16 protein-coding genes and 1 tRNA gene are annotated in these 12,979 nt (G+C 56.5%); 5 read left to right on the forward strand and 12 right to left on the reverse strand.

The window, feature by feature from the left end; genetic code table 11:
* Positions 1–39: 39 nt before the first annotated feature.
* Entirely contained in the window at positions 40–576 is a 537-nt protein-coding gene (locus tag SH467x_RS13985) for a PepSY domain-containing protein (RefSeq protein WP_482367727.1), read from the forward strand.
* A 22-nt stretch (positions 577–598) separates the two neighbouring features.
* Here the strand turns inward: SH467x_RS13985 and SH467x_RS13990 are convergent, their stop codons facing one another.
* Both SH467x_RS13990 and SH467x_RS13995 read right to left on the reverse strand, forming a co-directional pair.
* On the reverse strand, positions 599–937 hold the full coding sequence (locus SH467x_RS13990; RefSeq protein WP_482367728.1) for a hypothetical protein: 339 nt from the start codon (positions 935–937) through the stop codon (positions 599–601).
* Positions 934–1,941 carry a DUF1559 family PulG-like putative transporter gene (locus SH467x_RS13995; RefSeq protein WP_482367729.1) on the reverse strand — a complete coding sequence of 336 codons (1,008 nt, stop codon included), beginning with the start codon at positions 1,939–1,941 and terminating at the stop codon, positions 934–936. The genes SH467x_RS13990 and SH467x_RS13995 overlap by 4 nt, the downstream gene beginning before the upstream one ends.
* A gap of 212 nt (positions 1,942–2,153) precedes the next feature.
* On the opposite strand from SH467x_RS13995, the gene mntR reads away from it, so the two are divergent.
* Positions 2,154–2,750, forward strand: coding sequence for a manganese-binding transcriptional regulator MntR (gene mntR, locus SH467x_RS14000; RefSeq protein ID WP_482367730.1), 597 nt, complete (start codon positions 2,154–2,156; stop codon positions 2,748–2,750).
* Between the two features lie 5 nt (positions 2,751–2,755).
* Here mntR and hisG read toward each other — a convergent pair whose 3' ends face one another.
* Both hisG and hisE read right to left on the reverse strand, forming a co-directional pair.
* The gene (hisG, locus tag SH467x_RS14005; RefSeq protein ID WP_482367731.1) at positions 2,756–3,619 is read right to left on the reverse strand and encodes an ATP phosphoribosyltransferase; all 864 of its coding nucleotides are present in this window, start codon (positions 3,617–3,619) and stop codon (positions 2,756–2,758) included.
* Positions 3,616–3,954, reverse strand: a complete 339-nt coding sequence (hisE, locus tag SH467x_RS14010; protein ID WP_482367732.1) for a phosphoribosyl-ATP diphosphatase — start codon at positions 3,952–3,954, stop codon at positions 3,616–3,618. The genes hisG and hisE overlap by 4 nt, the downstream gene beginning before the upstream one ends.
* 158 nt (positions 3,955–4,112) lie before the next feature.
* Between hisE and miaA the strand changes: the two genes are divergently transcribed.
* Positions 4,113–5,090, forward strand: coding sequence for a tRNA (adenosine(37)-N6)-dimethylallyltransferase MiaA (gene miaA / locus SH467x_RS14015; RefSeq protein ID WP_482367733.1), 978 nt, complete (start codon positions 4,113–4,115; stop codon positions 5,088–5,090).
* 150 nt (positions 5,091–5,240) lie between these two features.
* Here miaA and SH467x_RS14020 read toward each other — a convergent pair whose 3' ends face one another.
* The 5 genes from SH467x_RS14020 to SH467x_RS14040 all read right to left on the reverse strand — a co-directional run bounded on the left by SH467x_RS14020 (position 5,241) and on the right by SH467x_RS14040 (position 8,547).
* Positions 5,241–6,566: a DNA-directed RNA polymerase subunit alpha C-terminal domain-containing protein gene (locus SH467x_RS14020; protein ID WP_482367734.1), complete on the reverse strand. Its 1,326-nt coding sequence runs from the start codon at positions 6,564–6,566 to the stop codon at positions 5,241–5,243.
* Between the two features lie 115 nt (positions 6,567–6,681).
* A tRNA-Thr gene (locus tag SH467x_RS14025) sits at positions 6,682–6,755 on the reverse strand.
* 74 nt (positions 6,756–6,829) lie between these two features.
* Positions 6,830–7,339, reverse strand: coding sequence for a 2-C-methyl-D-erythritol 2,4-cyclodiphosphate synthase (ispF, locus tag SH467x_RS14030; RefSeq protein ID WP_482367735.1), 510 nt, complete (start codon positions 7,337–7,339; stop codon positions 6,830–6,832).
* Positions 7,340–7,342: 3 nt separating this feature from the next.
* Positions 7,343–7,936 (reverse strand): thioredoxin family protein, encoded by a 594-nt coding sequence (locus SH467x_RS14035; RefSeq protein ID WP_482367736.1) that lies wholly within the window; start codon positions 7,934–7,936, stop codon positions 7,343–7,345.
* A gap of 2 nt (positions 7,937–7,938) precedes the next feature.
* On the reverse strand, positions 7,939–8,547 hold the full coding sequence (locus SH467x_RS14040; protein ID WP_482367737.1) for a 5-formyltetrahydrofolate cyclo-ligase: 609 nt from the start codon (positions 8,545–8,547) through the stop codon (positions 7,939–7,941).
* A 173-nt stretch (positions 8,548–8,720) separates the two neighbouring features.
* On the opposite strand from SH467x_RS14040, the gene SH467x_RS14045 reads away from it, so the two are divergent.
* Positions 8,721–9,377: a sigma-70 family RNA polymerase sigma factor gene (locus tag SH467x_RS14045; protein ID WP_482367738.1), complete on the forward strand. Its 657-nt coding sequence runs from the start codon at positions 8,721–8,723 to the stop codon at positions 9,375–9,377.
* Between the two features lie 110 nt (positions 9,378–9,487).
* On the forward strand, positions 9,488–11,056 hold the full coding sequence (locus tag SH467x_RS14050; protein ID WP_482371374.1) for a serine/threonine-protein kinase: 1,569 nt from the start codon (positions 9,488–9,490) through the stop codon (positions 11,054–11,056).
* Here the strand turns inward: SH467x_RS14050 and SH467x_RS14055 are convergent.
* The 3 genes from SH467x_RS14055 to cmk form a co-directional block, all read right to left on the reverse strand.
* On the reverse strand, positions 11,053–11,370 hold the full coding sequence (locus tag SH467x_RS14055; RefSeq protein ID WP_482367739.1) for a hypothetical protein: 318 nt from the start codon (positions 11,368–11,370) through the stop codon (positions 11,053–11,055). The genes SH467x_RS14050 and SH467x_RS14055 overlap by 4 nt on opposite strands.
* Positions 11,354–11,944, reverse strand: a complete 591-nt coding sequence (locus tag SH467x_RS14060; protein WP_482367740.1) for a lysophospholipid acyltransferase family protein — start codon at positions 11,942–11,944, stop codon at positions 11,354–11,356. Before SH467x_RS14060 ends, SH467x_RS14055 begins: the two co-directional genes overlap by 17 nt.
* A gap of 115 nt (positions 11,945–12,059) precedes the next feature.
* The gene (gene cmk / locus SH467x_RS14065) at positions 12,060–12,791 is read right to left on the reverse strand and encodes a (d)CMP kinase (RefSeq protein ID WP_482367741.1); all 732 of its coding nucleotides are present in this window, start codon (positions 12,789–12,791) and stop codon (positions 12,060–12,062) included.
* Between the last annotated feature and the right edge of the window lie 188 nt (positions 12,792–12,979).

Consider the following 12,979-nt stretch of genomic DNA (forward strand, 5'->3'; position numbering starts at 1 on the left):
CAGCCCCCAGCTATCCAGCCATCCAGCCTCCAATCCCACATGCGACCACATATTCTCAATCGACGCATCCACTACTGGGGGACCCTCGCGGTCGCGATCCCTATGCTCATCGTCATCGCAACCGGCATTCTCCTTCAACTCAAAAAAGAAATCCCATGGGTTCAACCCCCGGAACAGAAAGGAACGGGCGCCACTCCAACCGCAAGCCTCGATGCGATGCTCAGCTCGATCCGATTGGAACCCGGTTTCGAATCCCTCTCCTGGGAAGATGTCAAGCGGATCGATGTCCGCCCCTCCAAGGGGATGGCAAAGTGGACGCTAACGGGCGACTGGGAAATTCAAGTCGACTCGGAATCGGCTCAAGTCCTCCAGACTGCCATTCGACGGTCCGATTGGATCGAAGCGATGCACGACGGGTCCTACTTCGGAGGGGATTGGATGAAGTATGGCCTCTTCCTCCCCGCCGCAATCGCGCTGCTAGCCATGTGGGGGAGCGGGCTCTGGATGTTCTGGCAACCCATCCAAGCCAAACGCCGCAAACGCGCCTCACGCCATCTGAAAACAGATCCGCGATAAAGCTCAGCGGTGTGGATCATCCTCAGCGGTATTGCTGAGCCTGCTCGAACCCCTCGCACGCCTTGGTCGCTCGCTCCCATTGGCCGCTTTGGGCTGTCTCGATGATCCACTGAAAGTGCCGCCACTCCCGCTCGGTGAGCTCCGACGTCTCTACCTTTTTTTTCAAGACTCGCTCCACCCCAGCAACATGCTCCACATTCTGTGCCGATACTGCCGTTCGTAACAACTGGATGTACCGAAGCTGCCCTTCCGAAACGACCGGGGGACGCAGATACCATCGCACTCCCCATATCGTCAGGCCAATGAAACAAACCAACACGATCGCAACGATCGCTGGTCGAGAAGATCCATTCGAACTCATGGTGCGAAGTCTCCGACGACTTCTCCTTTGGCACAACTCGACATCGCCGCCCATGTCGGTTGATGGATCGACGCGCTGATGAAGTGAACGCTGCCATCTCCCATGGCGACGTTGGCACCCCCGGGGTGACCGCTAAACATTTGGCAAACATGGGAAAGGGGACTGTTCGGGGGGTGAATGGGGGCAAACCCAAGCTCCGGATCGATCTCCGCAGAGGAAGGCCCCGAGTGGACATTCACAAGTGTCGCCGCCATGTCGCAGTGCGCCAGTGGGAATCGATTGGGAGTATTTCCACAAACCTTGGCCCCAGGCACCACGCCAACCCATGTCTTGTCGCTCAGCAAGGAGTCATGCTCCCCTAGGAAGATGGTGGTACTCAAACCATCCGTGACGTCTGCGATGCGAGTCCTCGCATTCCGATACATCGGCCCATCCGCGATTCCACGGTAATCCTCGACCGTTCTCCCCCAAGGCTCCTCTTGTCCCGCATTGGCGACGTAGGTGCTTCTTCCGAACACCGCAAGGAGACTCCCCGACTCGTTCCTCACATTCACCGGCGTGTCGCTCCCGGATGCGGAAGGACAAAGAAACACGGGAAGCTTCGTGCGAACCATCGCCCCTTGGGTGGGATCCCAGCAAGGGGCGGAGAAGTTCAAATTGCCATGCAACGCCCCCCCCTCCAGTTGAGGCAGGACCAATGCCCCCCAACCGAAACCATTCGGACCATCCAATGTGATTGGATCCCGCTGTGGATGCCGCGTATTCGCAACATACGACGGTGGAAACGATCGAAACGCGCTTTCGTAGTTGAGCAACGCCAACGACTGCTGCTTGAGATTGTTCTGGCACCCCATCCGCCTCGCTGCTTCCCGCGCCGCTTGAACCGCCGGCAACAACAGCGACACCAAGATTCCGATGATGGCAATCACAACCAACAACTCGACCAATGTAAACCCCTGCGGTCGCACGCGGATCCGCTTCCGATCGCGATTCCCTCGTTTCATTTCCTCGAAACTCCTCGTTCGGTCATGAATCACTCAAGTGTAGCCATTGCTACAAATAATGTAGCCGTGGCTAAAAATATTGCAAGCGTCCGGCGAAAAGTACTTCTCCCCTACCCGAGGTGGCCGAACGCGGGGATTGAAGTAAAATGAGGATTCGGCGAAATTCCACTTCCTCTCGCGGCCCGGACCGGCCCTCGACGTCCGAATCTTTCATGCGACAACCTTCGACGCGTTCTACCTCCACTAAGAAATCTCCCCCCACCAAAAATCAACATGAAAGCGTGCGCAAAGATCACGCAACCGAAACCGCCCAGGACTATGTGGAGGCGATCGATGACCTGATCGCCGAAAAAGGGGAGTGCCGGCTGGTCGAAATCGCACGCCGATTCGCCGTGAGCCATGTCACCGCCAACCGTACGATCGCTCGCCTGAAACGGGATGGCTTTGTCCAAAGCGAGCCGTATGGACCTATCTCGTTGACCGCCTCGGGACGGAGGATGGCCATCGAATCCCGCCGCCGCCATGAAATCGTACTGCGCTTCCTAAAAACACTGGGAGTTCGCGAAGAAACGGCGATCCTCGACGCGGAAGGGATGGAGCACCATGTCAGCGAGGAAACACTTCAAGCCATGGAACGCTACGTCCAACGGGAATCAGGCGAGGAGCAAACCGCAGCTGCCAAGAACACAGCAGCCGCTGGAAAGAGTACAGCAGCCGCTGGAAAGAGTACTGCAGCCGCTGGAAAGAGTACTGCAGCCGCTGGAAAGACGACCAACGCGGTGACCCCTAAGTCCCGCGGCGGCAAATGATCGGGCTACAACCGACAGTTGTTGATCGAGGTCTCTAGAATCGCCTTCGCACCCAGTGCTTCCAGCTTTTCCATGATCCCGATGACCTCTTTGCTCTTCACCATGGCCCGGACCGCAAACCAGCTCCGGTCCTCGAGCGCTGTCACGGTCGGCGACGTGAAGCCAGGGGTTACTTTTTCCGCATCGCTCAATTTGTCGCCAGGAATGTTGTACTCCAACAACGAATAGTCGCGGGCGATCACCACCCCCTCCAGACGCCGCACAATCCGGTCCGCCGTCGCTTGATCGCGGCAAGCTGGACTCTGCACCAAAACCGTTTCGTAGTTGCCGATGTCGGTCAAGATGCGAAGGTTGTTCGCAGCCAGAGTGCTTCCGGTCTCGACCAAGTCGACGACCGCATCGGCCACTCCCAGGGAAATCATGATCTCCACCGACCCATTCAGCTTCACTAAATGGACCGGTGCATCGTGTTGTTCTAAAAATCGAGCCGTGGTGTTTGGGAAGCTGGTCGCAATACGCTTCCCCTTCAAGTCCGATGGGGTGTGGATGTCCGATTGGATAGGTACGCAGACCGACAGTCGACAACGTCCCACTCCGAGCGCCATCCGCACGTGAAGGTCTGCCCCGGCCTCCTCGACCAAGTCGCTCCCGGTGATGCCTAAATCGATCGCTCCCTCGGCGCAAAGCGTCGGAATGTCGTCCGTTCGAAGAAAGGTAATATCGACGGGTAAAGAATGAACGCGGGCAAACAGCGAACGATCTTGACGACGAAAATTCAATCCAGCCTGAAGCAATAATTCCATGGCTAGCTCGCTCAATCGCCCCTTGCTGGGGACGCCGATGCGAAGATTGTTGGTCGCAAAACTCATGACTGGCTCTCCGAACGGCGTCTCTTCTCTTCCAAACCTGATGTTCCTTCGCGACGCAACAACTCATCGCGAATGGCATCGACGTCAATCCCGCGGGTCGCAAGAAGGACCCACAAGTGATAGATCACATCGGCCGCCTCGCGAACCGTATGAGCTGTTCCGCTGTCGCCAGGTTCGCCTGCCGCCTCGATAACCTCATGGGCTTCTTCGAGGATTTTCTCGGCTATTTTCGGAATTCCCCCTCGAACCAGTTTGGTGGTGTACGATCCTTCGGGTAGATCATGGACACGCTGATGCAATTGCTCCATCAAACGGTCGAGGATGTCATCAGCCATGCGTTGAAAAGAAACGTAGGAGGGAATTTGGCCGCGCAAACGGGATGCTCTTCCCCTGGAAATAAACTACCATGGGATTCGGGTCTCGAACAATCGCCCCCCAAGAGCCGGATCAATCCTAAATTCCCTCGGTCTTTTTGTCGATTGCAAGCAGGAAAATGATGCCAGGAATTGCTGAATCACGATTGAGCGATTGGTTGCGGCCCCCCCTGGAAGACGCGATCTACCTGACCGGACCCACCGCTTCGGGAAAGAGCCGGCTGGCGATCGAAGTTGCCCGATTGACCAACGCGGAAATCCTCTCGGTCGACTCGATGGCTGTCTACCGAGAAATGGATATCGGTACCGCAAAACCGACCGCAGATGCGAGAAAAGAAGTTCCCCACCATCTGATCGATCTCGTCGACCCGACCGACGATTACAGCGTCTCGCAATTCGTGATCGATGCTCACGACAAAGCAAATGAAATTCGCTCCCGTGGCAAGCGAGTCCTCCTCGTCGGAGGCACGCCCCTCTACCTGAAATCGTTGTTTTGCGGCATGTTTCTAGGCCCCGAAGCGGACTGGGATTTTCGCCGCCAAGTCGAAGAGGATGTCGCCATCCATGGGCTAGGTGCCCTCCGCGCTCGATTGGAACAAGTCGATCCCCTGTCGGCCCACAAGATCCTTCCAAACGACCTGCGGCGTATGACGCGTGCACTCGAAGTGGTTCGAGCCACCGGCGTGCCTCTCAGTCACTGGCAGTCGCAATTCGAACGCATTCAAATGCCCTCCACCTGCCGCGCCTATGTGCTCGCTTGGGACCGAAGTGTGATGCACCAACGCGTCAATCAACGGGTCGAAGAGATGTTCTCCCAGGGATTGCTGGATGAAGTCAGGTCACTTGTCGAAAGACACGGCCAACTCGGTCGAACTGCCTCGCAAGCTGTGGGCTACAAAGAACCGATCGAATTTCTCAACGGAACGATCGATGAAGCCATGATGGTCGATCGAGTCAAAGCCCACACAAGACAATTCGTTCGCCGGCAAGAAATCTGGTTCCGCTCCATGCCCAACCTGACCAAACTCCCGCTGGAGTCCGAAGAAGACCTCCGAAGTCTGGCTCACCGAATCGCCGATGACGTCAAAGCCGCTTAGAGCCTAGTCTTAACCGGTCGCTGACCGGTTTCATTGCTAACTTTTTTCTGAGCGGTCATCTCCAATCGCGATTCTCGGCGTGGAAATCTCGGACTGGAAATCTCGGCGTGGAAATCTCTGCCCGATCGGTCCTATCCTAACCCAGCCGGATCAGTCCCCGCGGAGCTTGAGGTTCATCGCTGTCAGCTTCTCGCGAACTTCGGTCAGGCTCGTTACCCCGAAGTTCTTGCACTCGAGAAGATCGTCGCCTGTCTTGCGAATCAATTCTCCGATGGTGTTGAGCTGCAATCGGACCATGCACTTGCGAGCACGTACCGACAAATTGAGCTCGGAGATCGGACGATCCAAGAGCATCTGCTGATCCGGAGTCATGCCGGTGAGATCGAGCGGTGGGTCCGCTTCCTTCTTCTCATGGGCAAACTGACCAAGTTGCAAACCGCGTGCGGTGAGCATCTCTCGAATCTCGATCAGCGAGGTTTCGCCGAAATTCTTGCTCGAAAGCAACGCCTGCTCCGAGACGCGCGTCAGATCGCCCAGCGTCCGAATGCCCATTTTTTGCAAGCAATTGCGGGATCGAACGGAAAGCTCGAAATCGGTGACCGGCACATTGAGAAGCTGCGCCAATCGCTCGTTCTTCTTCTGGGAGTCTTCGTCGTAAAGAACGTTTCCGCCCGCTGCCGCATCCTTCAAATACAATCTGGCCTGAGGATGATCGGGGGCGGTTTCCAAGACGCGGCGGTAGCATGCCTGGGCACGCGCGAAATCGTTTCGGTCTTCGTACATCAGCCCGAGATTGATCAGCGTGCCGATGTGCGCGGGGATCACGCTCGCACCCCGCTGGTAGTAGTCGAAGGACAAGCTATCGTGGCCCATTCGGTCGCTCTCGACGGCTAGCCCAAACAGGGCACCTGCGTGGCGAGGATTGACTTGCAAAGCACGCTGGTACAACGCCATCACTTCAGGCAAATTACCACCGATCGCGGACAAAGTCGCCGCTCGTTGGTAGGGATACTCGGCATGCTGTTCAACCGGGCCAAAAATGTTGTCGAGAAGCTGCAGAGCCTCTTCCTTTCGACCGATGTACCGCAATACCTCGGCTCGCGAAAGCTGACACCATTCCGGGGTATATCCAGCCTTTTCTGCCGCTTCATAATACTGGAGGGCTCGATCGTATTCGTCGAGCTGGAAGCAGACCTTGCCCAAGTAATATTGGGCCAACGCTCCCCCGTCCCCTTGCTTGAGACTTGCTTCGGCATCCCGGAATTTGCCGATCAAGTATTGGCAAACTCCCAGCCGTGTCATGCTCGCCGGGGAAGGATTCGGGCTTTGTTGAAGCTCTTGGACTGCATCGCGCAGCAGAGCAGCCTGGGTGAAGTCCTCTTCGATCGCTCGTTGAAGCTTGTCGATATCCTGAGGTCCAAAAGTCTGGTTCGAAAGGACGACTTCCCGAATATCGACAGTTACCGCTTGAACCATAAGTCCTTTGTTTCCTTGTGGTTATTGCCACACCCTCGGTGGCACAAACGACCACCAAACACGTGTCAAAACGCCGAAAAACCAATAGGAACCGCAACGGGTTCCCACCATCAAAAGCCGGCAGTGGGAGTCGAACCCACAACCCCCGCATTACGAATGCGGTGCTCTGCCAATTGAAGCTATGCCGGCATCTGACCCTCTAAGCCTGGGCGTCCGCATGTTCCGCGGCGACCGTGCAAGATCGCATAAGATAATTTTCCAGACTAATTATCGTCAAGGGCTAAGTTACGGCAGGCCAAGGCGATGCAGATCGCTTTCCCCAACTTTCCCAAGCCGACCTCTCCGACTCCCTCCCCGGTTTTCCCCTTCACACGAACCCGTTCGGGAGGGATTTGCAAAATCTCAGCGATTCTTCGCTGTATCGACTCCTTCCAAGGGGAAATCTTGGGCTTTTCTAACTCCACAACGCAGTCGATCTGGGATAGTCTCCATCCCGTTCGCCGAAAGGACTCCATGGCCAACGACAGCATTTCTCCGGAATCTCGCCCCCGATTTTCCTCGCGATCGTTCGGAAACAACTCTCCGATGTCAGGAAGCCCCGCGGCGCTCAGAAGGGCGTCGGTGATGGCATGCAGGAGGACGTCGGCATCGGAATGCCCGACAAAATGGGCCGGATAATCGATGGAGATCCCCCCCAAAATCATCGGCCCACCCGGCTCGATGCGGTGGGAGTCGGTCCCCAAGCCGATCCGTATGTCGTCGTACGGATTCATGGATCAAGCGACCCCGACGGGGTTGAAGTAATCGGGTTCGTTTCCTTCCTTCCACTTGATATTGCAACCGATGCTAGGCTTTTGCGGCTCCGGAATGGGACGGCCATCCAAAATCGCATCGAGCGCTGCACGCAGATCCGCACCGTTCAAAGGCTTGTCGTTTTTAGGACGGGAGTCGTCGATCTGGCCGCGATATACCAGCCGCCGATCCGCATCGAAGACAAAAATGTCGGGCGTGCAAGCTGCATGGTAGGCTTGGGCAACCGACTGATCGGCGTCGAGCAAGTAAGGAAACTCGTAACCCCGCATTTGGGCTTCCTCGACCATCTTTTCCAACGAATCCTCGGGATACTTTTCCGTGTCGTTGGAGTTGATCCCGACGAAGCCCACTTCTTTTGCCATGTATTCCGAAGAGAGCTTTGCCAACTCGGGGGCGATATGCTTCACGTAGGGGCAGTGATTGCACAGGAAGACAACAACCAATGCCTTGTCGCCAGAAAAGTGATCGAGCGAAATCGTCGTTCCGTCGACTCCCAGCAGCGAAAACGATGGGGCTTGGGTTCCGAGGGGGAGCATGGTGCTCGCAGTGCGTACCATGATTATTTCCTTCCTTTTCCTTGGTAAACGGCTTCTTCTGTCACCACTTTGTCCATGTAGATGTCGTGGCTTTCCGCTGGAATTTCCTCGAACATCTGGCATTCGAAGGCGAGCGCGACAAGCGGCGTTTCCGGTTTGGCATGCTGCAACAGTTTATCGTAGTAGCCCTTTCCATGCCCGGTCCGTCCCCCGCTCCGATCGAACGCAACGCCGGGGACCATGATAAGGTCCAAATCTTCTGGGCCAAGCTTCTTAGAGGCTACATCTCGCAGCGATTCCTTGGGCTCCAAAATGCGATACATCCCAAGCTCCAACTCCTCCATATTCTCCAGCCAGAAGAGTTCTAGTTCGCCGTCGACGCAATAAGGAACCACGATTCGCTTTCCGCTCGCCAGCGCGTCAGGCAATGCCTGCCTTGTCCGGACTTCATCCCGAACATCGACATAAAACATCACCGTCTGGGCGGCGTCGTACTCCGGCAAGCTCATGAATCGCTTGACGATCGTATCGGATACGCCGTCTTTGTCGGGCTGATTTCGACGATTCTCATGCGCCGCCTTGCGAATGGCGTTCTTGCGCTCGTACAGTTCAGATGCGGGAGAAGATTCCATATCGGTCGCCAAGGATCTTTGGATCGTGGAAAGAAATGTCGGAACGGACGCCCTTATGGTAGCATTCCGACTACTCTCCACAATGCTCGCCACCCTGCACCTCGACATGTCTCTAGAATAGAATCGGAGTCGAGCAACACCCTCTTTCAATGATTGTGAGCGTGGCTAATCGGATGACGAAGTCGATTTGGCCGGATGGCGATGTAACCGCAGAACTTCTTCAAAACGCACGGCAGGGGGAGCCGGAAGCGGTCGATGCTCTCATGGACCGCCACCGCGACTCGCTCCGACGGATGATCCAACTCCGGCTCGACCAACGGCTCAACCAACGGATGGACGTCAGCGATGTAATTCAAGATGTCCTCGTGGAAGCGAACCGACGCTTGAAGGACTACATGTCCAATCCCGTCATCCCCTTCCATCTTTGGATCCGGCAGATCGCAAAGGATCGGATCATCGATGCCCACCGTCGGCATCGCTTGTCCGCCAAGCGGAGTATCGACCGGGAACAACCGCAGCCGGGCAAGGGACCGCCTGACCAATCCACCATGGAACTGGCGAACCAGTTTCGAGATGGAGCGCTCACACCGGCTGCAGCCGCCACCCAAAAAGAACTGGCGGCACAAATCGAAGCGGCAGTCCACCTGCTTCGCGATCAAGACCGTGAGATCATCTTGATGCGGCACTACGAGCAACTCAATAACCAGGAAATCGCTCAGTCGCTCGGGCTGTCCGAACCCGCCGCCAGCATGCGATATCTCCGCGCCTTGAAACGCCTGCGAGAAGTCATCGACTCCCTTCCCCGATTCCATGACTACCTAAGAGAATAATGGTCTTCTCGAAACCTTTTCTGTCGGAACAAGTCGATTCACCAGAGGATGCTGGCGATGACGCGATCGATCCGCGACTAGCTCAGCTGGTGTCGGACTTGGCCGATCGAATGCAGCGAGGCGAGTCGATCGATATCCTCGCCGAGTGCGGCCTTTATCCGGAATTCGCGGAAGAGCTGAAGTCCCTTTGGGGGACGATGGTGGTAACCGAAGCGGTGGGAGGATCGAACCATCCACTCTCCCCGTCCGTCGAGGGGGATTCGGGCGCCTGGCAGATGCCGCTCCCCTTTCGGATGGGGGACTTCGAACTGCTCGAGGAGATTGGCCGCGGAGGAATGGGGATCGTCTATCGCGCCCGACAGATCAGTTTGGAACGAGAAGTCGCGATCAAGATGATTCTCAAGGATCGGCTGGCCTCTCCCGTCGAACGCCAACGTTTCTTCGCGGAAGCGAGAGCGACGGCGAAATTGGAACACACCGGAATCGTTCCCGTTTACGACGTAGGGGAAATCGAAGGCCGACCTTACTTCGTGATGAAGTACATCAAGGGCAAAACGCTTCATGATCGGATCCTAGCAGGGGACTTGGCCAACATCGACGCGGTGCGGTTCCTGGAACAGGTATGCCGCGCCGTGGATTTCGCACACTCGCATGGAGTCGTGCACCGGGACATCAAGCCTTCCAATATCCTCATCGACGAAACAGGGCACGCGCGCCTGACCGACTTCGGATTGGCCAAGCAATCCGACACCATGGACTCGCTTACCCGAACGGGAGCCGTGCTGGGCACTCCGAATTATATGAGCCCTGAACAAGCCAGCGGGAGGATGGGGCCTATCACCGCTGCCTCCGACATCTACAGCTTGGGGGCGGTTCTTTATCATGCGGTAACAGGCCAAACGCCCTTCGCTGCCAAGTCGCCGGTGGAGTTGCTCCTCAAAGTCCTCGAGCAGGACCCGCCCCCTCCGAGAGTCCTCAATCCCAACGTGCATCGCGACTTGGAGATGATTATCGTCCGAGCGCTGCAAAAACCTCCCGATCTTCGCTACCGGTCCGCGGACGCGTTTGCCGACGACTTGATGGCCTACCTTCGGGATGAACCGATCTCCGCCAGGTCAGGTCAGTTCGCGCAAGTCGTCGCGCGATGGTTTCGCGAAACCCACCATGCACCCGTACTCGAAAACTGGGGGCTGCTGTGGATGTGGCACTCTCTCGTCCTTTCGCTCGTCTGCATGTGGACCCAATACATGCGTTGGATCGATGCGAACCGATGGACCTACCCGCTTCTTTGGACCGTCGGCCTGGGAGCTTGGGCGGCCGTGTTCTGGGCACTGCGACGACGCATGGGACCTGTTACGTTCGTCGAGCGCCAGATCGCTCATGTTTGGGGAGCTAGCATGATCGCTATCGGAATGCTGTTTCCCATCGAACGGGCGCTCGAGTTGGATCCTCTTACCCTCACTCCGTTGCTTGGAGTCATCAGTGGTATGGTCTTTCTCATCAAAGCCGGGATCTTGAGCGGTGCATTTTACTTTCAAGCAGTAGCGTTGTTCGCATCGACCTTCGCGATGATCGCTTGGCCCCTTTACGCTCATCTCATTTTCGGTGCGGTCGCGGCGGTGTCTTTCTTCCTACCCGGCCTGAAATACTACCGCCAAAGCTTGGGCCGGCTCGACTAGAAAGTCCGGATCAAGAAGACCAATGCCATGATCACCGGTAGCAGCAACGAAAAAATGACCAACCAAGCTACCGGGCGTTTCCAATCACGCTTCTTCGGTGCCACTCCGAATTCGCTTTCGACAAACTCATCGTAGTCGAAGTCATCTTCGTCGGAATCGTATCCACCATAAGGTGCAGCGCCATGTTCGGAACCGATCGATTCCTCGACGCCAGCTTGGCCGAACGAACGTTGGCATCGATGGCATCGCACCGCATCGCTTCGGACCGATTTGCCGCAAAAGGGGCAAGTTCGGAATTCAAGATTCTTGGGCATGGGTTAGCTGGCGTCCACGTTCATCGAGTGCTAAAAGCCTCGCGGTGAGTTCGGCAAGAAGTTGCGTATCGTCCCACGACATATAAAGAACGGACGGAATGGGTTCCCCGAATACCACCGCAATCGGCCGCCGCGTCGGCAGCTTCGTTCCCCGAGGAAGACAATCGTAGGCTCCTACCACGGCGACGGGGACCAAGGGGACTTCCGAACGCCTCGCGATGGGAATGAACCCGGGTTTGACGGGACCGACGAAACCGTCCATGGTTCGAGTTCCTTCGGGAAACATCAACACGAATTCCCCTCGCTTCAGTCGCTTGAGCATCTCCTTCAGGCCGCTCAAACCGCCCCGTTCCCGATCCAACTCGATCGCATCCAACGTACGAATCAGGAAGGCGAAAAGGGGATTGTGAAAAAGTGTCTTCCGGGCCAAATAATTCAAGCGACGGTTGACGACCATTCCTATCAGAACCGGATCCATCATGGATTGATGCGTGGAGAGAACCATGCCCCCTCCTTCAAAATCCAAGTAATGTTGGCCTTCGCTTCGAAAGGAAAAAAGAAGGGATGCCGTCATGCGCGAGACAAATTGCAACCATCGGTAGAACACCCTTCGAAATCCTACTTGAAGTCTCCCGATCCAGCTTTGGTTTTTCGCCACGTCTGTCCTTTCGCTTTTCGAGCGCGTCCTGTTAGGAACGTGTCGCTGACGTCTCGCAGTCGGAGTAAGGGGTTCCCGCTCGATCTCGCAAGACAGGGCGGCTCAAGTGATTGGCGTCGCAACGTTGGCAAACAATATCGATCAACTGCTCTAACACTTGATCTTCGGTGAGTGAATCGGTATCGACCGAGATCGCATCTTCCGCCTTCACGAGAGCTCCCACAGGTCGCGAGCGATCGTGCTGGTCCCGCTCGATTTGGGAACGGAGGATGGCGTTCAAGTCGGCGGGTAGGCTCTTTTCCTGCAGTTGTAGAAAGCGGCGTTCGGCGCGAACCTCCGGAGAAGCCGTCAAAAAGATCTTGCACTCCGCGCTGGGAAAAGCCACCGTTCCTTGATCGCGTCCCTCGGTCACCGCGTTCTTCCCTGCGGCCCATCGTACCTGCGCGGCCACCATGCAAACTCGCACGGCCGTGTTGTCCGCCACTTCTTTGATTGCCTCCGTGACTCGCGGTTCGCGAATCTCACGGCTGACATCCTTGCCGTTGAGCATCACACGCGCCCCGTCGAACTGGATATCGGACGAATTGGCGATCCGAGCAACGGCCTCGGCATCGGTCAAGTCGATTTGGTGGTCCAAGCAATAAAGGGTCACCGCCCGGTACATCGCACCTGTGTCGAGAAACTCAAAACCGAGAGCATCCGCAAGCCGCTTGGCAATCGAGCTTTTGCCGGCCCCCGCTGGGCCATCTATCGTGACGATCATGCGAAAACTCCGGCGTGAAAATGAGTGGGCCTAAAAGACGACAATGCAACCGCGACAAGTCGAATGGCAACCGCGACGAGTCGAACGCTCCCCTCTATTGTGATGGAGGAGAGGACTGAGGCAAACCGCAATTTTGCCCAACTTTTAGCCCGCTCCAACGCGAGATCTCCGCGTCGCGAGGGAGTGTC

Source organism: Brakhagea slesvicensis (assembly GCF_052161625.1).
Lineage (GTDB): Bacteria > Planctomycetota > Planctomycetia > Pirellulales > Pirellulaceae > JBKCUI01.

Coding starts and splice junctions, on each gene's coding strand:
- SH467x_RS14040 (WP_482367737.1), bottom strand. CDS start 8,547: ATGGAATCTTCTCCCGCATCTGAACTGTACGAGCGCAAGAACGCCATT.
- SH467x_RS13995 (WP_482367729.1), bottom strand. CDS start 1,941: ATGAAACGAGGGAATCGCGATCGGAAGCGGATCCGCGTGCGACCGCAG.
- mntR (WP_482367730.1), top strand. CDS start 2,154: ATGCGACAACCTTCGACGCGTTCTACCTCCACTAAGAAATCTCCCCCC.
- SH467x_RS14055 (WP_482367739.1), bottom strand. CDS start 11,370: ATGCCCAAGAATCTTGAATTCCGAACTTGCCCCTTTTGCGGCAAATCG.
- ispF (WP_482367735.1), bottom strand. CDS start 7,339: ATGAATCCGTACGACGACATACGGATCGGCTTGGGGACCGACTCCCAC.
- miaA (WP_482367733.1), top strand. CDS start 4,113: ATGATGCCAGGAATTGCTGAATCACGATTGAGCGATTGGTTGCGGCCC.
- hisE (WP_482367732.1), bottom strand. CDS start 3,954: ATGGCTGATGACATCCTCGACCGTTTGATGGAGCAATTGCATCAGCGT.
- cmk (WP_482367741.1), bottom strand. CDS start 12,791: ATGATCGTCACGATAGATGGCCCAGCGGGGGCCGGCAAAAGCTCGATT.
- SH467x_RS13990 (WP_482367728.1), bottom strand. CDS start 937: ATGAGTTCGAATGGATCTTCTCGACCAGCGATCGTTGCGATCGTGTTG.
- SH467x_RS14060 (WP_482367740.1), bottom strand. CDS start 11,944: ATGACGGCATCCCTTCTTTTTTCCTTTCGAAGCGAAGGCCAACATTAC.
- SH467x_RS14050 (WP_482371374.1), top strand. CDS start 9,488: ATGCAGCGAGGCGAGTCGATCGATATCCTCGCCGAGTGCGGCCTTTAT.
- hisG (WP_482367731.1), bottom strand. CDS start 3,619: ATGAGTTTTGCGACCAACAATCTTCGCATCGGCGTCCCCAGCAAGGGG.
- SH467x_RS14035 (WP_482367736.1), bottom strand. CDS start 7,936: ATGGTACGCACTGCGAGCACCATGCTCCCCCTCGGAACCCAAGCCCCA.
- SH467x_RS14045 (WP_482367738.1), top strand. CDS start 8,721: ATGACGAAGTCGATTTGGCCGGATGGCGATGTAACCGCAGAACTTCTT.
- SH467x_RS14020 (WP_482367734.1), bottom strand. CDS start 6,566: ATGGTTCAAGCGGTAACTGTCGATATTCGGGAAGTCGTCCTTTCGAAC.
- SH467x_RS13985 (WP_482367727.1), top strand. CDS start 40: ATGCGACCACATATTCTCAATCGACGCATCCACTACTGGGGGACCCTC.